The sequence below is a fragment of the Haloferula chungangensis genome (assembly GCF_042664875.1).
Classification (GTDB): Bacteria; Verrucomicrobiota; Verrucomicrobiia; order Verrucomicrobiales; family Akkermansiaceae; genus Haloferula; species Haloferula chungangensis.
In genome coordinates, this window is sequence record NZ_JBHTBS010000004.1 from 197,671 (window position 1) to 222,557 (window position 24,887).

At 57.1% G+C, this 24,887-nt stretch carries 15 protein-coding genes; 11 read left to right on the forward strand and 4 right to left on the reverse strand.

Annotated elements, in window-relative coordinates:
* Nucleotides 1-40: 40 nt before the first annotated feature.
* The 4 genes from ACFQY0_RS09900 to ACFQY0_RS09915 all read right to left on the reverse strand — a co-directional run bounded on the left by ACFQY0_RS09900 (nucleotide 41) and on the right by ACFQY0_RS09915 (nucleotide 2,843).
* Nucleotides 41-586: an ECF-type sigma factor gene (locus ACFQY0_RS09900; protein WP_379711810.1), complete on the reverse strand. Its 546-nt coding sequence runs from the start codon at nucleotides 584-586 to the stop codon at nucleotides 41-43.
* Nucleotides 587-841: 255 nt separating this feature from the next.
* On the reverse strand, nucleotides 842-1,411 hold the full coding sequence (locus tag ACFQY0_RS09905; protein ID WP_379711812.1) for a hypothetical protein: 570 nt from the start codon (nucleotides 1,409-1,411) through the stop codon (nucleotides 842-844).
* Between the two features lie 13 nt (nucleotides 1,412-1,424).
* Nucleotides 1,425-1,646: a hypothetical protein gene (locus ACFQY0_RS09910; RefSeq protein ID WP_379711814.1), complete on the reverse strand. Its 222-nt coding sequence runs from the start codon at nucleotides 1,644-1,646 to the stop codon at nucleotides 1,425-1,427.
* 18 nt (nucleotides 1,647-1,664) lie between these two features.
* Entirely contained in the window at nucleotides 1,665-2,843 is a 1,179-nt protein-coding gene (locus ACFQY0_RS09915) for a Na/Pi symporter (RefSeq protein ID WP_379711816.1), read from the reverse strand.
* Nucleotides 2,844-3,066: 223 nt separating this feature from the next.
* Between ACFQY0_RS09915 and ppk2 the strand changes: the two genes are divergently transcribed.
* The 11 genes from ppk2 (at nucleotide 3,067) to ACFQY0_RS09970 (ending at nucleotide 24,845) form a co-directional block, all read left to right on the forward strand.
* Nucleotides 3,067-3,978: a polyphosphate kinase 2 gene (gene ppk2 / locus ACFQY0_RS09920; protein WP_379711818.1), complete on the forward strand. Its 912-nt coding sequence runs from the start codon at nucleotides 3,067-3,069 to the stop codon at nucleotides 3,976-3,978.
* Between the two features lie 327 nt (nucleotides 3,979-4,305).
* A complete protein-coding gene (locus tag ACFQY0_RS09925) occupies nucleotides 4,306-7,038 on the forward strand; it encodes a hypothetical protein (RefSeq protein ID WP_379711820.1) in 2,733 nt (910 codons plus the stop codon).
* Nucleotides 7,039-7,146: 108 nt separating this feature from the next.
* Nucleotides 7,147-8,124, forward strand: coding sequence for an aldo/keto reductase family protein (locus ACFQY0_RS09930; RefSeq protein WP_379711822.1), 978 nt, complete (start codon nucleotides 7,147-7,149; stop codon nucleotides 8,122-8,124).
* Between the two features lie 97 nt (nucleotides 8,125-8,221).
* On the forward strand, nucleotides 8,222-8,509 hold the full coding sequence (locus ACFQY0_RS09935) for a hypothetical protein (RefSeq protein WP_379711824.1): 288 nt from the start codon (nucleotides 8,222-8,224) through the stop codon (nucleotides 8,507-8,509).
* Between the two features lie 315 nt (nucleotides 8,510-8,824).
* Nucleotides 8,825-10,141 (forward strand): SWIM zinc finger family protein, encoded by a 1,317-nt coding sequence (locus ACFQY0_RS09940; RefSeq protein ID WP_379711826.1) that lies wholly within the window; start codon nucleotides 8,825-8,827, stop codon nucleotides 10,139-10,141.
* Nucleotides 10,138-11,625, forward strand: a complete 1,488-nt coding sequence (locus tag ACFQY0_RS09945; protein WP_379711828.1) for a DUF5691 domain-containing protein — start codon at nucleotides 10,138-10,140, stop codon at nucleotides 11,623-11,625. The genes ACFQY0_RS09940 and ACFQY0_RS09945 overlap by 4 nt, the downstream gene beginning before the upstream one ends.
* Complete coding sequence (locus ACFQY0_RS09950; protein WP_379711830.1) at nucleotides 11,622-12,704, forward strand: ATP-binding protein; 1,083 nt, start codon at nucleotides 11,622-11,624, stop codon at nucleotides 12,702-12,704. The genes ACFQY0_RS09945 and ACFQY0_RS09950 overlap by 4 nt, the downstream gene beginning before the upstream one ends.
* A gap of 24 nt (nucleotides 12,705-12,728) precedes the next feature.
* A complete protein-coding gene (locus ACFQY0_RS09955; protein WP_379711832.1) occupies nucleotides 12,729-15,728 on the forward strand; it encodes a DUF4132 domain-containing protein in 3,000 nt (999 codons plus the stop codon).
* Nucleotides 15,728-18,910, forward strand: coding sequence for a DUF4132 domain-containing protein (locus ACFQY0_RS09960; RefSeq protein WP_379711834.1), 3,183 nt, complete (start codon nucleotides 15,728-15,730; stop codon nucleotides 18,908-18,910). Before ACFQY0_RS09955 ends, ACFQY0_RS09960 begins: the two co-directional genes overlap by 1 nt.
* Nucleotides 18,907-21,879, forward strand: coding sequence for a DUF4132 domain-containing protein (locus tag ACFQY0_RS09965; protein WP_379711836.1), 2,973 nt, complete (start codon nucleotides 18,907-18,909; stop codon nucleotides 21,877-21,879). The genes ACFQY0_RS09960 and ACFQY0_RS09965 overlap by 4 nt, the downstream gene beginning before the upstream one ends.
* Complete coding sequence (locus ACFQY0_RS09970) at nucleotides 21,876-24,845, forward strand: DUF4132 domain-containing protein (protein WP_379711838.1); 2,970 nt, start codon at nucleotides 21,876-21,878, stop codon at nucleotides 24,843-24,845. The genes ACFQY0_RS09965 and ACFQY0_RS09970 overlap by 4 nt, the downstream gene beginning before the upstream one ends.
* Nucleotides 24,846-24,887: the final 42 nt, after the last annotated feature.

Consider the following 24,887-nt stretch of genomic DNA (forward strand, 5'->3'; position numbering starts at 1 on the left):
CATGCGTCGAGATGTTCGAAAAGCCGCCACGGAGAATCATCTATGGCTTGAGTGCTCGAAAGAGCCAGACCTTGGTGGTCGCCCAACGTCGCTGAACTGTCCTTTCGCTGAGCTCCATCAGGGAGCCGATCTCCACGAAACTCATGCCACCAAAGAACTTTAACTTTACGATTCCGGCAGCCAGCTCGTCTTCGTCTTCCAGTTGGTCGAGGACTTCGTGGAGATCGAGCAGGCGGAGATCGCTTTCAGAAGTGCGGTACTCCTGATCCTTATATTGCAGGGCATCAACGCCGCTGCCCCTTTTGCTGGCAAGACGCTTGCGGGCTGCCTCGACGAGGATCCGGCGCATGGCTTCCGCTGCGGCGGCGAAGAACTGCCTTCGATCACGCCACTCGTCCGGAGCAGACTTCTCCAACCTCATCCAAGCTTCGTGGACCAAAGCGGTGGCGTTCAAAGCTTCGTGGGTTCGCTCTCCTGCCACTCGGCCGGCTGCGATCTTTTTCAGCTCCTGATAGAGATGGTTAAAGATTTGATCGTCGTCTGATATGGATGAGTTATTGAGCCAACGGGTGTAATCTTTGGCCATAAGTCCCGAGATTGCCCGAAGACAGGCGGGGCGGGGAAGGCTTAAGTGCGATAATTTGGGAAATGCAGATAAGTGAGAAGCGGTGATTTGTTCAAAATCACAGCACGCATGCCAGGCGTTTTGGACGACACGCCTCACCCAAAGCAGTGATTCCGCTTGATTTTCGTTCCCTGAAGACTCGTGGCCCGGATGGTGCCGCGGGTTAGGGCGGCTATGATAAGGAGCTTCTGTGAGGCGTCGCGGCAAGTGCCGCGATCAGGTGTCGGACTCGGCGATCTTCGAACCGTCTGCAGAGACCTCAAGGTCGAGGGACTTGCCATGGTGAGTCCCTTCAAACTCATATCTGAAGATGCGACCGTGATCGTTGTAGCTGGCTTCGATCCGGCGGGGTTTGAAGCCTTGGTACTGCTGTTGGATGCGTTTCATCACCATGGCAGGGACGAGGGATTCCGGGACTACGCGTTCGATTTCCTCGATCTCACCGTCTGCCAAAACATCCACTTCAATGGGTATGTCCGTGAGAGTGGTTTGCTTGGTCTGAAGCTGGAATCCGCTATCATCCAGTTCGGAAAGATCAATCTCGCTGGGTTTGCCGGCGAGGGACTCGAACGTGAACTTGGATTCTTTTCCTCCGATTTCATAGACGATGGTGCCGTCGGTCTCGGTTTCGGTATTCGCCTGGGTGAAGATCGCCAGCGGAGCAGCCTTGCGGGCGGCACTCATGATTTCTGCAGGCACCTTGTCGAGCGGGATCTCCACGCTCACGCCCCCTGCGGCGATGCCTGCCGCGGCGAGTTGAAGGATCTGATAGGTAAGAGCTCTCATGGAATGGCGGCTGTTATTTGATTTTGCGGAAGTCCTCGAGCATGGCCTTCCAGAAGGTGCTGAAGCTGGTGAAGCGGGTGTCGACCGCGTTGATGTAGGACTCGAGGTGATCGATGGCCGCATGCTGCTCTTCCTCGCGCACCTGCTCGAGTCGCGTTTCGAGCGTGTCGAGGGAAGCGCGAAGCTCGGAAATCCGGGCTTCGAGTTCGGGGATCCTGGTCGGGTTGGGGTCCATGATGGTTGAGGGGGGGGGTCAGATACCAAACTGATGGCTTACGAAGATCAGGAGGCCGGGGAGAAGGAAGAACACCCCAACGATGTAGCCGATCGCGACGAATTTGTTTCGGACCGCAGCGTCGGCCAGGGTGCTCGCGGCGAAGAGGGGAAGCTTCCTTAGGAAGGGAATGCCGTAGATCACGATGACCCCGAGCACATTGTAGATGAGGTGGACAAAGGCAATCTGAAGAGCAAAGACCGAGTTGGCTCCGGAGACGGCGGTGGCAGCCAGCATGGCGGTAACGCAGGTCCCGATGTTGGCACCAAGGGTGAAGGGATAGACCTGCCTCAAAGTGAAGAGTCCATTGCCGGCGAGCGGAACGATCAGACTGGTGGTGGTGGAGGAAGACTGCACCAGGATGGTGATGATCGCTCCGATGCCGATGCCGGAAATCGGTCCTCGGCCGACGGCGGAGTGGAGGATTGCCTTGGCGCGTCCCACCATGAGGCTTTTGAGAAGCTTGCCGATGAAGGTGACGACGAGAAAGATCAGCACAATGCCGATCACGATAAGGCCGATGGCGGCGATTTTTTCCGGCAGGAAAGAGGCGAGCCCGGACTCGACGCCCCCAACCACGGGTTTGGTGATTGGCTTGATGAAGTCGAGTCCTTTCATCGACATTGAGTCTCCGCCGACGAGGAAACCTGCGGCCCAACCCGCGAGCTTCTGCAGCGGATGAAACATGATCTCGAGTGGCAGGAAGATGACGACGCTGAGGACATTGAAGAAATCGTGAATGGTGGCGGCCGCGAAGGCTCGGCGGAATTCTTCGCCATTCCGGACGTGGCCGAGGCTCACCAGCGTATTGGTAACCGAGGTGCCGACGTTTGCGCCCATGATCATGGGGACCGCGATGCCTACCGGCATGCCACCCGCGACGAGTCCGACAATGATGGAGGTGACAGTGCTGGACGACTGAATGAGTGCGGTGGCGACGGTGCCGATGACAAGCCCGGTGAAAGGGTTGTTGGCGAACGCGAAGAGCTCTTTGGCGCTGTCTCCGGTCGCGGCCTTGAAACCGGATCCGATCATGGAGACGGCGATGAGAAGCAGGTAGACGAGCAGGGCCACGCCGACCCAATTCATCCACTTGCGAATCGAGTCCTGATCGGAAACTGCGGCCTCTTTAAGCGTGGCGGTGTTTGAGTGGTTCATTGTGGTTCGGCGGGCTGCACGCAGTTGGCGGCAACTCCTTCAGCTGCGTTCTGAACAGCCGCTCGACAGGCCTCAATTCCTCTCAGGTGACACTATCGTCGCGAATCGGGCCTCCTACCCGGCCCGCAGCGTCCATTTACATGTCGGCGGTTGTGGGCGCGTCGGGTGAATGAAATCTCGGAACCTGCCAACGACCCCATTCCAGGCTATTCCTGGCTCCATCATGAATCCCGAGAGGCTCCACGAACACTTCAATCGCATTCGCGAAGACTACATCGACCAGTTTGACGAAGAGCTGGAGATGGAGTTGGGCGAGTCGGATGAAGAAAACCAGGCTCACGGTGGTCTGCAGGACCACAGCAGGGAGTTCCGCCGACAGTATTTCAAAGAGCTCTATCGATTGCAGGTCGAGCTGGTGAAGCTGCAGGACTGGGTTCTGGAGAGTGGCCACAAGTTGGTGGTGATCTTTGAAGGTCGTGATTCCGCCGGCAAAGGGGGGGTGATCAAGCGGATTACCCAGCGGCTCAATCCGCGCATCTGCAGGGTGGCAGCCCTGCCGGCACCCAACAGTCGTGAGCGCACGCAGTGGTATTTCCAGCGCTACGTCGAGCAACTGCCTGCCGCGGGCGAGATCCTGCTCTTCGACCGGAGTTGGTATAACCGGGCGGGCGTCGAAAGAGTGATGGGTTTCTGCAGCGATGAAGAATATCACGAATTTTTCCGCACGGTGCCTGAGTTTGAAAAAATGCTGATCCGCTCCGGCATCCAGCTGGTCAAGTACTGGTTCTCCATCAGTGATGAAGAGCAGGAGTTCCGCTTCATGTGCCGGAACCACGATCCACTCAAACAGTGGAAGCTCAGCCCGATGGACCTCGAATCTCGAAAACGTTGGGAGGACTATACCAAGGCCAAGGAGGAAATGTTCCGACACACTCACATTCCCGATGCTCCGTGGAATGTCGTGCCGGCCGACGACAAGAAGAAGGCACGCCTCAACTGCATCTCCCATCTGCTCGCGCAGGTTCCCTATCAGCGGATCGAAAGAAGTCCGGTGGAGCTTCCGAGCCGCGTCCACCACGATGACTACCAGCGCGAACCCGTGCCGAAGGAGATCATCATCCCCCAGATTTTTTAGGCGCTCTGGGTGTTGCGCCAGGCCGCGTTGCGCAGAATTACGTGCGCTCGGAAATTGGCTGACCAGTGGAAACAGGTGAGGGCCGGACGGTCATTTTGTCGGGGACGCGAGCTTTAGCGCTGCGGACCGGTCGCACGACGCCGGGAGTTTCGGCATGGGGGGCCTTGGTTTGAAGCCCTCATCACCAATTGTCGTGAGAGTGGTATGGGGAGTGCTCATTGGCAGATCAAAATGCGCTGCTCGCGATTCCGCCTCACAGGCGGTCTTCGTCTTTTTACTAAGAGCAGCTCGACCAAACAATCGATGACCATCACCCGAACAATCCCTATGAAATCCGAGGTTACACGATCTGGACTCAAGCTTTGCTCCCGAGTCGCCCTACCGTTTCTCATCCTGGCGTCGGCCCAGGCAGACGAACTGGCGATTTGGGACTTCGTAACCGCCAGCGACTCCGCTGCCGTTCTGGCCTCTGCCAGCGGACTCTCGGTAAGTGCTGTCACCATGGGTCCGGGTATTTCCAATACCAATGACAGTACGAGCGGAGGCTGGCGAACGAGAGGTTATGAGGGAACCACGGGCTACGTGGAATTCTCCATCACGGCCGCTTCGACGAAGAAGTTGACGCTCGAGTCGCTGATCTTCGGTGCCTTTGCCCGGGCGGCCAACACCGGCGGGGGTGGAGAGTGGACCGACCCCGAAATCATTCTCGAATACGATACGGACCCCGGCTTCACGAACCCTACCGTCGCCGGTAGTCTGGATCTCGGGCCGTCGTTGCTGGATGGATCCGATGAGCCCGGGAGTAGTTTCACCAGTGATGCATCCACCTTCTTCGGCAGCGATCTGGTGATCAATCCATCAGAGACATATTACTTCAGGCTGCGTGCCTCTGATGCGACCGGTGGCACGTCTTCACGAAACCAGCTCTACTATCTGGTTGATACGGACTTGGTGCTGAATGGCAGTATTGAAACTTCGACCCCCGGGCTTGTTTGGGCAGGTGCCAGCGGTGCGAGCTGGAATACCACCGAGCTGAATTTTACGGACGACGGCACCCCCTCGCTCTTCACGACCAATGATGATGTCACCATCAAGACACTGGGTGACATTGTGGTGGATGCCGGAGGCATTACTGCAGGCTTGCTCTCGGTAATCACGGATGAGGAAGGCAATTTCGAACTGCAGGGCGGGAATCTCAGCACGACGGGCATTGTCAAATCGGGAGTCAGTGATCTGGAAATCGCACTCGCCGGGACCTTTGATACCGGAGCTGGTGGCACCACGGTTGAGGGCGGCAATCTGGAAGTCGAGAGCGGCGCGACGTTTACTACTTCCAGCCTAACACTATCGAGTGGTGCCGAGTTTCGCGTGGAGAACGGAGGCATTTTTACGAATAGCGGACTTACCAGCCTCATCGGATCCGAGGGTGGAATTCTCCGGGCTAACAGCGGCACCTCCATTTCCCTTGGAGAGGTCTCCACAATGAGTGCTGGAGCGAAGTTCGACAAAAGCGGTTCTGGAACACTCACCATCACAGGGCCACTCGGCACCTTCGATAGTGCTCCGATCTTCCTGGATTTCAATGGGGGCACGCTCGTCTTTGAAGGGGCGAATGTGGTTGCCGTGGCGGGACGAAGCGGCGAGCTCAATACTTGGCAATCCGGATTCCTGAATGGAACCGATCTCGTGCTTCACAATGCCAACATCGACGGTGGAAGCATCACGATTCAAGGCACGGGAACGACGATCCGGTCGCGACTCAACGACGGTGCCAACACCATCGCCAGCGAGATGGTCCTCGAGTCGGATTTGATCATCAATTCTCCTTCCGGTGACAACGCCATCACCTTCACTGAGCCATTCAGTGGTCCTGGCGGCATCACCCTTGGCGGCGATGGAAATGGTGATGTGTATTTTGATGAAAGCAGCAGTTATACGGGGACGACCACCTTGCTTCCGAGCGACTCATTCACTCTTCACGCGACCACCGATGGCAAACCTTTTGGAGATGGCGACATCAGCATCGGCACAGGATCCATCCTCAATCTCGACAATCACAACATGTCGATTCCCGGGGATATCTCCGGGGACGGGGCAATTCTTGTGGATAGTTCATTTTCCATCAGCGGGGGCAAACTGCTGCCAGTCGAATTTTCCGGCGACAGCAGCTTCACCGGCTCGATCAACCTCCTGGACGGCTTGACGCAGATTGATGGAACCAACAGCTTCTCGGGCACGACCCGTGGGGTTCTGACCATCGAAGATAGTGGAGCTCTCGGGGGGAATGGATCGTCCGAGCATGAGGTTGTGATGGAGGCGGGAGGAGCCCTGTCTGCCGTTATTCAGCAATGGGATGGCGTGGCTGGAGAAGGATATGAAGACCTTTATGTTCATAGCTTCGATGCTGCAGGGGTCGCAATGGATATCCGCATGTTCTGGCCTTATCCTGCCCCTCCGGATTTCAGTGAATCAGCCAGATCATTTACCTTCCTGACAACCTCTGCTGGTGGTTTGACGAACTTTGACCCGGCAAATGTCACTATCATCCCGCGGAGCGGGTTCATCGGCACGGGGACTTGGTCGGTTGAGCAAGTCGAAGACAGTCTGGTGCTGAACTATACGCCTCTTCACTCACCGTATGAACTCTGGACAGCTGGATTCGATCTCGAAGGTGAGGATGCGGCGCCGGACTATGACTACGATCTTGATGGAATGGCAAACATCCTGGAGTTCGTGCTAGGTGGCGATCCTACCGTTTCCGATCCTTCGGTTCTTCCTGTGAGCATGTTCGATGGAACGGATTTCGTCTTCTCCTACACCCGCAGCGAAGAGTCGAAGGGAAGCACCACTCAACGGGTTCAATTTGGAACGAACCTGGTGGACTGGACGGATGCACTCATTCCGGAAGCGGAAGGGAGTTACACCATCGAGGGAGTCACCGTGGATGTGGTGGAGGGAGATCCCGCTTCGCTGCCCGATACCATTACGGTGACGATTCCCAACAGTCTCGCTCCGGCGCTGGGATCCCGCTTTGCCCGACTCTCTGTTGAGGAAAATTGATTGGGTGACATCGTCGAGGGCTCGAAATCGTTCTGGTGAGATCAGAGCGAAGTTCGAGCCCTTACGATGATTCTCTTGCATTTTCGTCCTGGCTCAGGAGTTTGGGCCATGAACGATTCCCAATCCGCAGTCATTCCCTCGCTTACCCTCAACAACGGTCGAGAAATTCCTGTCGTCGGCTTCGGATGTGCCTTTGGCGACTGGACCGGCAAGGACGAGATGCAGGGTTTCCGTCCCGAGGAGTCGTGGCGACCGATGACCCTGGCACTCGAGGCCGGCTATCGCCATTTTGATACAGCCTTCTGCTACGGGACCGAGCGGCACCTTGGCGACATTGTCGGCCGTGCCTTGGCGGAAGGAAAGCTAACTCGTGATGAATTGTTCGTGACGACCAAACTGGCCCACCCGCCGACCCCGCCGCATGTCGCCATTTCCCATCGACTCACCTGGGACTGGCGAAAAGTGGATGACCTTGCGGCGCGAGTGGCGGATGATTTCGATCGCTCGAAGGAAATGCTTGGCATGGGCCACGTGGACCTGTTGCTCATGCATTGGCCGGGTACTTTTGAAAACCAGGACGCGGGTTTTGCAAAGGAAGCAAGGTTGGCCATCTGGGAAACCTTTGAGAGCTTCGTTGAACGGGGCGACGCCCATTCCATCGGAGTCTGCAATTTTACCCAATCACACCTCGATGATCTGATTGAGGCCGGTCGTCGTGTTCCGGCGGTGAATCAAACCGAGTATCACCCCTACTGTCAGGATCCTGAGTTGCTGGAGTTCTGCCGGAGCCATTCGATCATCGTCGAAGCCTATGCGCCATTTGCGTCGGGAGCCTTCGGACTGTTGAAGGATCCGGTGATTTCTGAAATTTCAGAGCAGCTCGGCCGCTCGACCGGTCAGGTGATCCTGAAATGGCATCTCCAGCAGGGGCGGGTGGTGCTTCCCAAAAGTGGCAACGCCAAGCGAATCGCACAGAATCTCGAGCTCTTCGACTTCGAGATCGACGAGGAACAGCTGGCGAGAATCGACGGAGTGAAGCCAAGCGAAGCGCAACGCAGCGCGGCTGACCCGACGACGGTGCTGTAACCCTTTTCACCGCCATCCGAAGTGTCACAGGGTCTGCGGATCTGAAGCAAAAGGGTTTTCGGCGGGGTGGAAATGTGGGACGCTTGGTGCCACTTCCATGTCTCTCTCTCGAAAAGGTTACAAAACCATCAATCACAAGGATGTTCAGTATCGCTGGCTGTTGAGGAACCGCGGCGGTATCAATGAGGCGTCGATCTATGCACAGGCTGCGATCGGCGGGCGTGAGTTGATTGCGCAGTTGCCACGGGTGATCAACGTGGACTTGATCACCGCTGCGATCGACTTTGCCCTCGCCCATGGCTGGAGCCCCAATGAGGCTGGCGAAACAATGCGCTGCCGCTCCAGACGGGGAGTTTTCGAGGTGCTGGAGGTCCCGGTAAAATAAGGCGGGACCGAAATCCAAGGTCGGAAGAGCGGAGATCGCTAGCTACCGGAAGACCAATGGAGCTTTACGAATGAAAGCCTGACTGAGGCGTCACTCCTCCCGTGATCCCTCGATCAGCTGGCCAGCGCTGATGATGAGAAGGAGAGATGGTTCGCTTATGTGAGTGAGCGGGACATCCGCGCTGCGATGGAAGCTTTGCTCGGGAGCCCGTTCAACGGTGCGGATGCTCCGGAAAACCGCGAGCAGTGGCATTCATTGTGTTGTCATGGAAAGGTCTCGTCCCGTGGACCATTGTGACTTTACTTCTAGTCACGAATGTTAACGGCGGATCAGGTCACGGCCATCGTCCCCGATGCGGCTTCTTTGAAGGCGGGTCGGGGGCTGGCGACGGCACGCAAATGGCAGTCGCTCGGTGGTGACGACGAGGCGCTCTGGGGGCTGGCGGTGGGATCCGGGAAGAACCCCTATCAGACGCGGGTGTCCCTTTCCGATCTGGCGACGAAGTGCTCGTGTCCGAGCCGCAAGTTTCCCTGCAAGCACGCGATTGCGCTGATGCTGATCGCGACGGGTGAGCCGGGTTCTTTGAGCGAAAAGACGAGGCCGGACTGGGTGACGGAGTGGTTTGAATCGCGGGCCGAGCGGCTGGAAAAAAGCGCGGCCAAAAAGGCGGGGAAAGCCGACAAGCCGGTCGATGAGAAAGCGGCGGCGAAGCGTCGCGAAAAGAAGGCGGGGCGAATCGAAGAGGGGGTCGATCTATTGAGGCAGACCCTGCTCGATCTTTGTCGGGAGGGCTTGGCGTCCCCGGCGGCACGGGATGTTTCGACATGGGAAAACCTCCAGCGACGGATGATCGACTGTCAGGCCCCGGGGCTCGCCGGGGCAGTTCGCTATGTGGGCGATGAAGTGCTGCGGCATGCGCAGGTCGAGTCGCAGTTGGCTTTTGAAATGGGGCGGCTCTTTTTGTTGTGCCGAAGCTACGAGCGCCGCGATCAGCTCGATGAATCGACTCGCGCGCAGGTTGAGGAATTGGTCGGCGATGGCCGGAAAAGTGAGGACGTGAAGTCGCGGCCAGCCGTGGAGGACCAGTGGTTCGTCGCCGGGCGCCGCATGACAGAGAGGGATCGTCTGATGACTTCGATGACCTGGTTGTTAGGGAGGAAAAGCGCCCGCTGGGCGAAGGTGCTGAGATTCGCGCATCTGCCATCAAGCCTCGCCGAACCGTGGCCGCTGGGAAGTACGGTGAACACCGGACTTTGTTTCTATCCGGGGCCGGGACCGTCACGGGCCCTGCCAATGGATGATGGTCAGGTGAAGCTCGATGGAGTACCAACGGCATCCGATGAATGCTTTGAGGCTCTGCTTTCCCGCTACGCCAAGGCTCTAACCGACAACCCTTTCCTGCGCAGCCTTCCCTTCCTGATGGAGCTGCGGCCCGAACTGAAAGGCAGATTGGCCGATACCCATGGCAAGGCGCTACAATGGGGCAGCGATCCAAACGAACGACTGCGGGTGGAAGCGGTCACCGGCGGCGCGGCGACCCTGGCCTGCGGCGAATGGGATGGAAGCGAGATCCATTTGTTGGCCCTCGCCGACGGAAGCAACTGGGTACCCCTGCAATCACGATTGCCATGAATGACAACGCGCTCGTTGCAACGGCGCTGCTTGGTGCGGGCCGCTTGAAGCATCTGCCACCTGCAGGGGATGCCGATCTCCAGAACTTGTGGGATGGGATTCCGATGAATGATCCGGCAGCGGCGGTGTTAGAGGCGCTGGTGATGGATCGGGCGCTTCGACTTGCCGGGCGGATCCCGGAGAACGCTGCCGCGGAGACGGGAGTCTGCCCGCCTGAATCCGCGCCTGAGTTGGGCGAGCAGGCGGTGGCGGCTTTGCTGCGGATGCTCGGCGGTGAGTATCGCGAGGTGCTGCCGGAGTGGCTGGAATCGACGAGCGGCAGCGGCAGCATCGTGCCGCCGCGTGTGCTCCCGGAATTGCTCGAAGCCGGTCGACGCGATCGCACGCTCCGTGCCCCGCTGGCGCTGCTGATGGGTGAGCGGGGTCGATGGATGGCAGGGCGGCATGCGGCGTTTTCATGGGTGCTCGATGAACGAGGCGAGGCGGATTGGGATGCCGATCAGACAGCCGATCGATTGGCTTGGCTGAAGAAAATCCGTCGCACGGATGCCGGGCAGGCGGTGACGGCTTTGACCGAAAGTTGGGCGGGCGAGTCGCCGGATTTCCGTCAGGCGCTGGTCCAACTCGTGGCGGAGGATCCCCAGCCAGGCGACGAGAGCTGGCTGGAAGAACTCGCTTTGAAAGACCGGCGTCAGGAAACTCGGAGGCTTGCCGTGGCGGCTCTGTTGCAGTTGTCCGGAAGCGCCTTCGCAGGGCGGGCGCGCGAGCGATTGCGCAGCAGGGTGCGGGTGGTCGGGAAATGGCTGAAACGGAAGATCGAAGTCGAGCCTCCAGCGGCATTCGAGAAGTCGTGGGAAGCCGATGGCCTGCGCGAGAAACCGCCAGCAGGAACGGGTGAGAAGGCATGGTGGCTCCAGCAGATCGTCAGCATGGTGCCAGTCGCCGAGTGGCCGGCGCTGCTTGGAATCGAGGAAAAGGAGCTGTTTTCACTACCAATCGACTCCGATTGGAAAGACACTGTAATAATCGGCTGGATCGAAAGCGCACGAACAGTTCCCAGCCTTTCGCTCCCGGATTCTTTGCTGAAGTACCTGAGCGAACTCGACAAGTGGCCGAACAACGCGGGCGTGAGACCCCACGTTTTGGCATCCTTGTTAGATGCCAGCTCGTCGCCCGGCTCATTGTTGGAAATGATGGCGAAACATCTGCCGGAAGATGAAATGACCCGGCTGTTGATTTCCTATCGTCGCCCATGCGCCGGGTCGGCGGTGAAAGCCGTGATTCGAAAACAACTCTCGCAGAAGTCGGGGCTCATCACCCGTCCCGATGCCCGCCTTCTCGCCCTCTGTGTGCCGGTCGATTCGATCCAGTCCGAACTGGAATGGCTGTCGCGCCTCAAGGAACTCTCCGCACCTGCTGAAGAATTCGCCACCACTCTGGAATTCCGACGCCATCTTTTCAGCCCCAAGAATCCAGAATCATGAGCCATCAAGTCCTACGTCAACACGCCGAGATCGCCTACGAGGCCGAGCTTTCAGCTCTCGCCGCCAATGATGATCGACCGCGGCCGCCGCAGTGGAAGCTTTCGCCATGGGCGGTCACCGACTACCTGTTAGGGACGACGCTCGCGGATGGCACAGTGATTTCCCCTAAGTACATCGGCGACCGACGGATCATCGAAATCGCCGTGGCGACATTGGCGACGGATCGTTCGCTGCTCCTGTTAGGGGTGCCGGGCACGGCGAAAAGCTGGGTCTCCGAGCATCTGGCGGCGGCCATTTCCGGCGACTCGACTTTGCTCGTCCAGGGCACCGCGGGCACCGGCGAAGAAGCGATGCGCTACAACTGGAACTACGCGCTGCTGCTCGCCAAAGGCCCGACCGAGGAGGCCCTGGTACCGAGCCCGATGTTCAATGCAATGAAGGCGGGCAAGCTGTGTCGGGTGGAGGAGTTGACGCGGATTCCTTCCGAAGTGCAGGACACGCTGATCACGATGCTCTCGGAGAAAACCCTGCCGATTCCCGAGCTGTCGTCGGAAGTGCAAGGCGTCGAAGGCTTCAACGTCATCGCCACCGCGAACAGCCGCGACCGTGGCGTGAACGAACTTTCATCCGCCTTGCAGCGTCGCTTCAATGTTGTGGTGTTGCCGCTTCCCTCATCGATCGAAGCGGAGATCGAGATCGTGCGTTCGCGGGTGGAGTCGATGAGCAAGGCGCTGGCCCTTCCGGCCGAACCACCGGCACTGGAAGAGATCCGCCGCGTGGTCACCGTCTTCCGTGAACTGCGCAGTGGTGCGACGGAAGATGGCAAAGCCAAGGTCAAAAGCCCGAGTGGAACGCTCAGCACCGCCGAAGCGATTTCGGTGATGACCAACGGGCTTTCGCTCGCCGGACACTTTGGAAACGGCAAACTAACAGCCCTCGATCTCGCCGCCGGCATGGTCGGGGCCATCGTCAAGGATCCCACCCAGGACCCGGTGGTGTTCAAGGAGTATCTGGAAACGGTGGTTAAGGAACGCGACGGGTGGAAGGACCTGTATCGCGCGTGCAAGGACCGGATCTAACAAGAGCCAGAACCGACTGAACCGATGTATCCAGAGCTTGAAGTATTCAACACTGATGTGGCCCCCACCGGGCTCATCAATGCGGCAAAGCAGTTCCTTGAGACAGGTGACCCCTCAGTTCCTCGAGGCGTTTCGGTGTCACAGGATATCTGGGATGCGGAATCCACGGGAAGCAACCTGGTGACGGACATTGGATGGAATGAGAATACGGAAAAGCTTCTCCGATTTTTCATCTACCTATCCGATGGGAATCCTGGCCCCGTGGTCCATCCTCACATGTATCTCGTGGGAGTCCTCAACGCAGTCCTCAGCGAGGACTCGAAAGTGAGGCCGGAGGTGGCAGAAGCTGTGGCTGACGGGATTGACGAGCACCACCAGAACCTTGAGGAATTCATAGAGATCTTTCTGAACTCCTATGCCAGAAGTAATGCTTGGGATCTCTCTGATCCCGCGAATTCACAGGAGCCATTCGTCAATCCTGTTGCGAATCTCGTTTTCAGGAATATTGGCTCGCGCTGTCTTAAGGATCCAAGCTCGCTCTCCGATCACTCGGGACTTTTTGGTGCCTTGGCAGTTCATCGACCGGAAATCACCCACGCTTGGGCTGAGCAAGCCCTGAGTTTCAAGTCCTGGCATCTGATTGCGACGTGGTCGGAAATTGTGAAGGTCTCCGATGAATATGATGAGTCCTGCCTAACATACTGCAAAAACATTCCCAACGACGATGCTGCAGACGCATTTCGGATTCTAACAGAGCTTAACGATGTGAGGGGTGGAAAGTATGAGGATGTGTTGATTGAGGCGGCGTCAAGACCGCAAGCTGCTCTTGGTCATGAAGGGCTCGAATTGCTTTTTGAGAAGATTCCGGCACGGGTAGTCGAAGTGATGGCCCGCGCTTTTGAAATTCCGGATGCCGGGCAACACACCTCGTTTACGAATGGGCCTGCCTACACAAAGCTCTTCTCCAAGATTCGTGACGAGTGGGATTCGAGTGGCGCATCTTTGTTGAGAAACGTCATCAGCAACTATAGCAGCTATCAAATTGGCGACCTCTTAAAGGAACGGCTCACGAATTTGAAGCCTCAGCACTATCCGGTGTTACGGGATTCATTCCTCACACAAGTCGAGAAGCAATCGCCTCAGGACCGGATAGAAATGTGGAGGATCATGGCTGAGACGTATCCGCGGGCATGTCTCGGTGATTTTGAGAATCTTTTGAAAGGGAAGTCGAAACCGTTGAGAGAGCTTTCAGCCAAGGTGGTCGCCAAGGAAAGAGGTCGTGAGGTGTTCAAGGAGATGGAGGAATTGCTTGGTTCAAGGAAGGCCGACTCAAGGCTCGGGGCAGCCGCATATTTTGAGCATTTGTCTGATTCAACAGCAGCAGCGATTTTGAAGTCAGCGGTCGAAATAGAGAAGTCAGAGAAAGTCCGAGATGCTCTTCGCAAGGCACATAGCGCATGTGAGCAGGACTCTGATGTTGATTCTGAACCATCGGCGATGAGCCTCCAAGAGATCGAAGCGGAGATCGCATCACTGGCAAATCGCATGAAGCTGCCAAAGTGCAAGTGGCTGAATATTGAGGCCCTTCCGCAGTTGGTCACGGAGGACGGGACGTTGATCTCGCCGAAGGCTGCGGAGTTCCTGATCGTCAAGCAAGCGAAGCACAAGCTCATCGAGATCGCGCCGGATGCGCTGCCACTGTTGTCGCATTTGGAACGAAAGAACAATGCGGAATTTGCGATCAACCTGGTCGAGGGCTTCCTCGACTCCGATCAGGTGGCTGCGGATCGATGGGCGCTGACTTTGGGCGGGCTGTTAGGCGATCAGCGGATCATTCCGCCCTTGCTTTCACGGATCCAGGGATGGTGCGAGAACTCACGGCACAAGCTGGCCGAGTATGCGGCGCAGGCGATATCACTGCTGCCGGGCGATGAGCCGCTGATGGTGCTCGATACGCTGGCGACGCGCTACCGCAGCAAGTTCAAGAATGTCGGCAAGGCCTGCGCGGCGGCCTTCGAGGCGGCGGCGGTGGCAAGGGGGATCACGCCGGATGAGCTGGGCGACATGGTCGTGCCGAGCTTCGAGTTCGATGAAGATGGCGTGCGCACTTTCGAATGGGAGGACGGCTCGATCTCGGCGGAGCTGGGGCCGGACTTCAAGTTGCAGTGGTTCGATGCCGAGACGGAGAAATCATGGAAGTCGATCCCTGCATTTGTGCCTGATGAAGTGAAGGACGAGGTGAAGTTGCTCAACAAGATGATCCGCGAGACCATGAAAGGTCAGACGGCGAGGCTGGAGCTGACTTTGGTCCGTCAGCGACGCTGGCCGGTGGCGAGATGGCGGGAGTTGTTTGAGAACCATCCGGTGCTGAAGTCCTTCGCCAGCCGGCTGGTCTGGGGGATCTACGACGCTTCGGGTAGTTTGCTCCGAAGTTTCAGGCGCTATCCGAATGGCCTGCTGGCCGATGCTGCGGGCGAGCTTGAGGAATTGCCGGAGAAGTCGGTGGAGATCGGAATGATCCATCCGCTGGAGCTGGATAAGGAATCCCTCGACGCCTGGCGCGCCCACCTTTCACGCATGAAGGTGAAGCCGCCATTCCCTCAGCTCGATCGTCCGGTCGAGTTGCTCGATCCCCTTCACGGGAACCGCAAGGAGATCACGATCAGCCGGGACAAGGAGGTCGGCGCGGGGACCTTCCGCTCTCGCTCGGAAAAACGTGGCTGGGTGCGTGGATCGGTGATCGATGCGGGTGGCATCAGCAGCATTTACAAGCAGTTCCCGGGTGCCGAAATCGAAGTGGTGCTGCCGACCAACAACTTCTGGATCGGGATCGACCCGATGGACACGGTGGAGCTTTCGTCGGCGTACTTCGTGAAGGAAGGGACCGTCGAACGCGGGAGCTACGAATACGATGAACCGGGACCCGATGATCCGCGCGTGCTGCGTTTCGATCAGGTGCCGGCGGTGGTGTATTCGGAGACGCTGGCGGATTTGAAGGCGATAACTTATCAGGCGGAAAAGTGATGAACGTGAGAAGTATTGATGAGACCGTGGCGTTGATGCGGACGCATGCGATTCCTTGGCTCGTGACGGCGGGGGATGCCCTTGCGGAGTATTTCAAAAGTGGAAAGCTTGAGGCGACTTCCAGGATGCTGGGTTTCGATAGGCGACACCCTGTATTGCAGGAACTTGCATGGGCATTGTTAGAAAAGGATCCGAAGTCGACGGACCTTCTTCGATTCATCGTGCAGGTCCTCAATGCAGAGTCCGAGCTTTATCCGCAGCTTCTAGCAAACGATGTTTCTTCGCCGCTTGGCTCACCCTCGACGGGCTTCGCCCTGCTATTATGGGTGTCTATAGCGGACATCGGGCTTCAGAACAACCTTCCGCTCGAATCGGCGATCCTTAAGGTTGCGGTGGAAGAAAGCATGTCGTCCCAAAAGCTTGGGATCCTCTTGCTAACGGTCAGTCGGAAAATGGGATTCGGATGGCAGTTCAAGAACAACCCCGATTTTGATGGCGGCGTCATGTTCGACTTCCGGTGTTTGATGCACCAAGCACCGGAACAATTGAAATCACTGTCGCCTGCGGAGCAATGGATGTGGGATCTTGATGATGAGAGCCTCGCGGGTGTACTCGAAGCGATCGCGCAGGCCCCCGAGCCACAGCGTAGCCAACTTGCCGAACGGGCGCGGCAACTAATGGGTCTCATTGCGCGTTTCCGACCCGAAGTGATGCGACGGTTTCTCGACAAGGATGCCAGTTATGGAGCGATTGTCGCATGGAGGCACGTCCTGCGTTCAAGTGAAGACTTTGACGAGGACATGATTGGGCAATTGGATCATTTCGCTCCTCTCGGACGTATGCGTTACCTTGCATTCCTCGATTACTGGCGCCCGGGAACCTATCGCGATCGAGCAATTGAGGAGGCGATGCGGCCCGAGTTTGCCTTCGACTACACTGGGCTGTCGCTTATAATTGATGCCGCTCCCGAGCGATGCGATGAGTATGTGCGTGAGGGACTACTTGCGATCCGAACGCGCAATGAAGACTTGGATGGCATCTATGCGTGGTTGCGCCCCGATCTATTTAGATCGCTTTTTCGATTTTGGGAGGAGGGCGGAGAAACAGCCTGTCGAGCTATCACCGAGATGCAGATCGAATTAATTGGGGCGACCAATAGGGACTACCTAGAGACCTCGCAGCTGAGGCCCATTTTGGATCATCTAACAAATTCAGAGCTCGATCCACCGGAGGGTGCCGCGCAAGTTTGGCTCGAATGGGCACTTGGGGTGCTGGACAAGAGAAAGGCTTCCGCCCGTGCCAATTCCGAGGAGGTTCGTCTCCTCCTTGAGAGTTCGCTCAATCATTCGAAATTGTTTGTCGAGATCTATTGGAGGCGAATTGGTGACAAGAGGAAGAATGTGAGGTATGTGGCTGGTGAGGGCATTCTTAGGCATGAGGAAGGCGTTCTCGCAAGAGCCTGCGATCTTCTCGATTCGAAGTTGACGGCGACGAGATCGGGAGCGGCAGAGGTTCTTGAATGCCTTGCTGACCCAAGGGCGATTCAGCCCCTTCGGAAAGCATTCGAGAATGAAAGTAGTGAAAAGGTTCGGTCTGTGATCGGGCTGGCCTTGGAGTGTTGCGGAGGGGCCGAGGAGCTTGGCGATGAGGAGAGCTTCAGGCGACTCGCTGCCGAGGTAGCGAGTCAGAGGAGTCGCTATCAATTGCCGAAGTCCGCATTCCTGAACCTCGACCTTCTTCCTCCTCTAAAGGCCAAGAGTGGATTCCAACTTGATCCGGCAATCACCCAGTTGCTGATCGCCAATCAATCAAAGGTCAAGTGGATCGAAGACTGTCCTGATAGCGAGCCCGTTATCGAGCAGCTTGACCCCCAGTCTGCCGCGGCTTTCGCCGAGAGGCTTCTGGATGAGTTTCTGGCCTCCGACATGCTCGCTCATGACGGCTGGGCTTTGGCCTTGGTCGGACAACTCGGAGACGATCGAGTCGTCTCGAAGCTCGCGACTTCAGTCGGCAGGTGTTGCCAGACTGGTAAGCGCAAGATTGCCCAGAACACCGTTCGTGTCCTCGAAATGATCGATAGCGACCGAGCATTAATGAATCTGACCGAACTCGAGGCTCGCTATCGTCAGAAGTACCGCGACGTCGGTAAGGAAGCGGCCGGCGCTCTCAAGCGGGCCGCGCGGAAGCGAAAAATCCCGCTCGATGCCTTGGTCGAACTAAGCGTGCCGGATCTTGGGCTGGATTCCGAAGGAACGCGAAGTTTCGCTTGGGAAGATGGAATGCTGATCGGACGTCTTGATTCGGACTTCAAAATTCACTGGAGCCGTGAGGGAGTGGAGGGTGAGTCGCCCCGGATGCCTGCCAAGCTGCCGCCTGAGGTGAAGGCAGAGGCCAGGGACTGGGTGGAATCTGGCAAGGACGCGGTTTCGGCGCAGCTCCGTCGATTGGAAGATGCCTTGATTACGCAGAGAAGATGGCCGCTCCTGGAGTGGCGGAAACGGTATGTGGACCATGCCTTGCTCCGGATGTTTTCGGGAAGACTGGTCTGGGGTGTCTATGGCAGTGATAATGAGCTGACTGCTTGTTTCCGAGTTTATCCGAATGGTCTCTTTGCTGATGCTACGGGATCGGTTGTCGAGCTTGAGGAAGATGGGGGATACATCGGCATGGTGCATCCACTGGAACTGACAAAAGAGGAACGAGAGTCATGGCGTTCGCACTTTGGACGAATGAAAATCAGTCCACCGTTTGCGCAGCTCGATCGGGCCATCGAGACCTTTGTGCCGGAGCAGGCCAACCGGAAACGGATCGTGGCGGCTCAAAATAAGGAACTCCCGGCAGGAACGTTCATGACGAGGGCGAAGAAGCGAGGCTGGAATCTAGGTATGGTCTATCCGGGGAGCGATACGATCCTCAACTATTTCAAGGACTTTCCCGGGGCTGGAATCGAGGCGGTGGTGGCGACCGGTGAGTTCTGGCTTCGGGAAGACTACTCGACGCCGATTCAGATCAAGGAAGCCTTCTTCGTCAAAGCGGGGACGATTGATAAAGGACGTCTGGAGCTGGAGGACTTGGATTCGGACTATGAGGATGTGCTTCAGTTCGGCGATGTTCCGGCGATCGTCTACTCCGAGACGGTGGCGGATTTGAAAGCAATCGTGCGGGAGGAAATAGTCCAATGAACATCACCGAGAAAATTAGAGAATCGGGTCGCGAGGATCTTGCGGTTGCTTTGGAACGTTTTGACGAGCAGGCGGACCTCGTTGAATTGAAGATGCTGACAAGTGGGCTCAAGTCCAATGACCTCTACAACCTCGGTTCATCGATCAGTCAATGGGAGAACCCGATGAGCCCTCCTCTTTCAGCGATTGAATTCCTCATTAAGGCGTCGCGGCTACTGGGCGATGTTTCGGCACTGGTAAGGCTACTCAGTGGAAATCTAAGGGATCATATTCTCAGTCTGCTCGACGAGATTGAAGAGGATCTGAAGCCAAGTCGGAAACAGCTATTTGAAGGAATGGCAGATTCCAGGTTGTTCAACTGGACTAAAGGCTACTCTCCCTCTGCTGATGCGCCTTTCGCGAATCCGGATGCGAATGAGGCCTGGCTGTTAGGCAACGAATTCTTGACCCGTGTCCTTGAGCGGGGATATCTGGCTACTCCATTCTACGAGGCGCTTTCGATTTACAAGACCCGTGTGCTGATCGAGTTTATAGATTCGAAGGTCCGGAGCGGTCAGGATTCGATTCAGCCGAAGGTGTGGAAGGACTTGTTCAAACTCGATGATAAGCTGGATGGGACTTTCGTTAGTGCGATGCGGCAGTTGATGAGTCTGTCATTCAGGCCTTATTCGTCAAAATCAGACGATGCGATCGAGATGATGAAGGTGATGATCCGCTTGAATGTCTTGAGGGATGGACGTTACCGGGAGGAGTTGTTAGAAGTCGTCACGGCGCCCGAGCTCGCGGCTCAGGCGGAGGCGGCGGCAGTCCTTTTAGAAGAAATGCCGGAGATCGCTCTTCAAAAGGTGGCGGCGGGCATGCGGCATCAAATGCCTTTCACCCCAACGGAGGAATACAAACAGCTGCTGAAAATGGCACTGGAAGAAATCGGAGGCGACGGGGGAACGTTCCTGTTAGCTCTGTTCAAGGGTGACGATGACTTCAAAAAAATTCAGCGGAAGGCGATCAAAGGGCTGTGCGGGATTTCCCCTGATGATCCTCGCGCTCCTGATGTTAAGTCTCTGGTTCTGGAACTTGCATCCCAACAGTCGGGCAAGGGGTTGACCGAACTCTGGGAGCGCCTCAGTGGTGGGGGCAGCAAGCTGTTTGAAAGTGAGTTTCGCGGGATGCTGACCGGAAAGAGCAAGTTGCTTCGCGAGGTGGCGGCGAATCATATCGCGAACCATCAGCCCGAGGAAAGCGTGGCTCTTGCGAAGGAGCTGATGGGTTCGAAAAAGGCAGGGGATCGGCTGGGAGCTGTCGCGTTGATGACTTCCTGTGGCGAAGCGGGTGTTCCCTTGCTGCGTGAGGCCGATGCCATCGAGACAAGCAAGCAGGTCCACGAGGCGATTGAGGCAGGTCTTGCGAACCTTGGTGCGAAGCCGATCGAAGTGGAGAGCGAGGGTTCGGGTGGTGTTGACGAATTGCTAACAGCGATCAAAGCGGATCGGCACTTGCGGGCTCCGAGGCATGCGTGGCTGGAACTCAAGAGTCTTCAATTGAAGGATGCGGACGGCAGGGTGCTCCCTGAGAAGGTCCTGCATTTTCTCATCCAGAAACAATCAAAACACAAAGCCATCGAGCCTGCCGAGGCGGTGGTCGATCTGCTCGGCCATCTGGATCATTCGGAGAACCGGGGCTTTGCCTTGGCGCTTCTGAAGCAGTGGGTGAGTTCCGATCAGGCGGCGGCGGATCGCTGGGTGCTCACCTTGGCAGGCCTTCTTGGCGATTCCAGCGTGGTGCCGACGATAGCAGCTGGCATCCACCGGTGGTGCAAGACCAAGCGGAAGGAGCTCGCCGTTTGTGGGGTTCGGTCATTGACGCTGTTAGGCACGGACGAGGCCTTGATGGTATTGAACGATGTGGCTCTACGTTACGTGAGCAAGAACGGGATTGTCGGTCGAGCGGCGGCTGAGGCGTTCCAGGCGGCTGCGATTGAACGAGGATTGGAACTCGAAGAACTTCGAGATCAGGTGGTTCCGACGCTCGGATTCGATGTCGAGGGAATCCTTCGATTGGAGTGTGAAGGTTCAGTGGTTCTCGCGCTCCTTCAGCCGGACTTGTCCCTTCGTTGGAAAGATCCCGAGTCCGGCAGGGAGACCAAGAATCCAGCGTCGAAGCTCTCGGCTGCGATGAAGAGCGAGATCAAGGAGTTGCGGGCGCTGCTCAAGGAAGCCCTCAAAAGCCAGACCGCTCGGCTTGAGCTGGTGTTGGTCTGTCAACGGCGCTGGCCGATCGAAAAATGGCGGACGCTGTTTGAAGAGCATGTGCTGATGGCAGGTCTTACGACCAACTTGATTTGGGGCCTTTATGATAAGGACGGACAATTGCTCCGATGCTTCAGACGCTATCCGAACGGCATTCTGGCGGACGCTGCAGGTAACATCGAGGAACTAGCTGAAACGGATGCTTTCATCGGCCTGGTGCATCCAATCGAACTTGATGAAGACGCGTTGATCGAGTGGCGGGAGCATCTTTCAAGAATGAAGGCGACACCGCCGTTTTCCCAGTTGAAGCGTCCTCGTGCGGCACCTGAGCCGCTTCACCTGAACCGTCGCCAGCTGACCACTTGCAAGGGGAAGGAGATCGCTCAAGGCACGCTCTTTTCGCGAAGCGAGAAACTGGGTTGGCATCAGGGTTCGGTGGTCGAGGGCGGTGAGCTTTGTAGTCTCTACAAAATTTACGACGCTGCGAAGGTTGAGGTCATTCTCGAGTTGAGCGGGTTCTTCATGGGGGGTGGCTATGACAACGATGGCAGCCTTGGTCGTGCTCTATTTGTCAAAAAGGGATCCGTTGCTCGCGGGGGTTATGTGATCGATGTGCCTTCGCAGGATGATCCAAACGTGCTCGCCTTTGGCGATGTTCCGGCGATCGTCTATTCGGAGACGGTGGCGGATTTGAAAATGATTATTGGGGAGGTGAAGGCATGAGAAACATTCAATGGTTGAAGGGACTTTCGGACGAGGCTCGCAAGCTCATCGAAGCATACGTCGAAGATGGCGGTGGCGACGTGCCTCGGCTTGCGACGCAGTGGATTGCGGGCTACGAGATTGAGAGTTTTTCAAAGCTGTTAGCCAAAGAGCCGGAGCTGGATGGTGAAGGACGGATTTGTCTTAAAATGCTGTTCGGGCTGAGTGCCCACAATTCGGACTACCGTTGGGTGAGCAACTTTATCGGCCACCATGACGAGCTTCTGATTTCTCTGGCGGATGAATTGATCGATGCCTCGGCGATTCCTGGATTCGCGAGGAGCCTTGGTTCCTATCAGATCAAGTGGGTCCTGAGGGAGACACCGAGTGACGATGAGCCTTTCGAATCCGTGGCTGCAAACTACTTGTGGCGCAACCACGACTTCAGCCAAACAGTTTGGATGACGCGGGACGAAGCCTTGGCATTGGCGTTGGCAAGGTATCGCCCGGATAAGTTCGGAACGTGGATCGCAGATCCTTCGATTGGGGCGGATGCGGGTGCCTCGGCCGGCTGGCTGGCGGTGGCAGAAGAGACGGAATCATTTGATCAGGCGATGATCGATACGCTGCTCGTTTGGATTGCTGAAGGTGCCGAAATTCCTCCTCATCACGAGAAATCCAATGCGGCTGTTAGGGCATTTGAGTTCCTCTGCAAGCTGAACAAGCTGCGAGGGGGAAGCTTCAAGGAATTGCTAATGAAGTGGGTGAGAAAGCCCCTGTTTATCGCCACCAGAGAAGGGGTCGAGTTGCTCGTTGAAGAAGCTCCGGATGAGGTTTGCGGATTGGTTTTTCATGCGAAGAACAGTGGCTATGGGAGGGGAACGCGCGGGCTCTATCGCCTGGCGTTGCAGGATCTTGATGGGATGGGCAGCAAACTGTTGGAGAAGGAAATCGCAGCATCGTACCTTTCGATGGCGGGCGACCTTGCGCTTGAAGTGATGTTGACGGAAACGCCTGCGGGAAAAGAAGAAGTGATTCGCCGGATGATTCGAATCGGCGGAGAAGGCAGGCACGCGACCAAGAGCCGCTCGCAGAGCGGGGCACCTGACTACTGGGAGGAGGTGGCAAAGCATGACTCGTTGCTGATGGCTCCAGAAATGCGGGAGCTACTCTGCGGCAAGTCGCGGGCTTTACGGGAGATTGCCGCAGACTGGCTGGTGAGAATGCAAGCCGACGAATGCGCTGAGCTGGCAGGTCGTCTGGGTGGATCAAAAGGGATTCCGGATCGGATCGGTGCTGCTTTTCTGTTAGGTAGGCTGGGAACACCCGAGGCGATTCGTCGCTTGGTCGAGATGCACGCCGTGGAGCCGAGCAAGACGGTGCGGACGGAGATTGGACAATTGGCGTCGACGCGGGGGATCTCGGTGGAGAAGGAGCCGGAGCGCGTGGTGGAATCGGTCGGGTCGATTGGCGAGTTTGAGAAGGGTCTTTTGAAGAAGGCGAAGTCGATTCGGATGCCGAAGGCTCCGTGGCTTAACGTTGAGGCACTACCGGGATTGGTTTCCGTGTCAGGCGAGACCTTGAGCGAGTTGGCGGTGACTTATCTTTTTCAACTTCAGGCACGGCAGAAGGGTGGCGAGTTGGCACCCGAACTGGAACCCGTGTTGTCGCATCTGGACCGTGGGAAAAACGCCGTCTTTGCCCATGCCTTGCTGGACCAGTGGTTTGCTTCGGACATGAAGGCTCCGACTCGTTGGGCCCTGAATGTGGCGGCGATGCTTGGTGATGATTCGATCATTGACCGGCTCATTCGTCCGATCCCGGAATGGTGCGGGCAGAACCATGGAAGTCGGGCGGAATGGTGCGCGCATGCAATTGCTTTGCTTGGTAGCGAAGGGGCGATGCAGACGCTCGACGCTTTGATCCAGCGATACCGGAATCACCGCAAGTATGTGAGTGCGGCGGCCAGTGATGCGATCAGGACGTTGGCGGAAATCCAGGGCATCAGCGAGGATGAGATGGCGGAGCGGATCGTTCCGGATTTCGGATTCAATGCGGAAGGCGAGCGCCAGTTTACGGCCAAGTCGGGTGAGAAGGTTACGGCGAGACTGAGAGCGGATCTGAAGCTTGTCTGGCAGGTTGGCGATGGGAAAGAGGCGGGGACGATTCCGAAGAATCTAACTTCTTCGGATAGTGATGCGGCGAAGGATTTGAAGAAGTTCCTGACGCAGGCGCTGAAGTCGCAGACGCTGCGGCTTGAGCGCACGATGATCGAGGGACGTCGTTGGGAGCTGAAGGTTTGGCGTGAGCGTTTTGAGGCTCATCCGGTGTTTCGGTGTTATGCCGAGTCACTGGTCTGGGGTGTCTACGATCAGCAGGGATCGCTCAAGCGAACGTTCCGGCGTTATGCGAATGGCATTCTTGCGGATGCGAGTGGAGAGCCGGAAGAACTGGAGGATGAGGAGATGATGATCGGGCTGGTGCATCCGCTCATGCTTGATGACTCGCTCAAGAGTTCGTGGCGCGCTCATTTGAGGCGTTTCAAGGTGAAGCCCGCTTTCGGGCAGATCGATCGTGCGATCGAGTTGCTCGATCCGCTGCATGGAAACCGTCGGGAGCTGAGGCTGGCGGAGGGATGCCAGATCGATGCGAGTGTTTTCCGGAATCGGGCGATGGGGCGGGGTTGGTCGATCGGCTCGACTCAGGACGGCGGATACATTTACGACTGCTTTCGAAAGTTTCCGGGGCTTTGCGTGGAGGTCTATCTTGCGCTTGAGGATTTTCACGCGACGAGTGGTCGCGGCGATGAGATCAAGCTTGGGATCGCGCTTTTTGCGAAACCGGATGCGAATCAGAAGCGGGCGTATCTCGGCGTGATGCCTGGGGTGGATGATGAGAGGGTGCTGCGTTTTGGTGAGGTGCCGGCCGTGGTTTATTCGGAGACGGTGGCGGATTTGAAAGCGATCATGGGGGAGGTGAAAGCATGAATGAAATAAAGAGGGATCTTTTGGGTGAGTCGAATGCGGTGT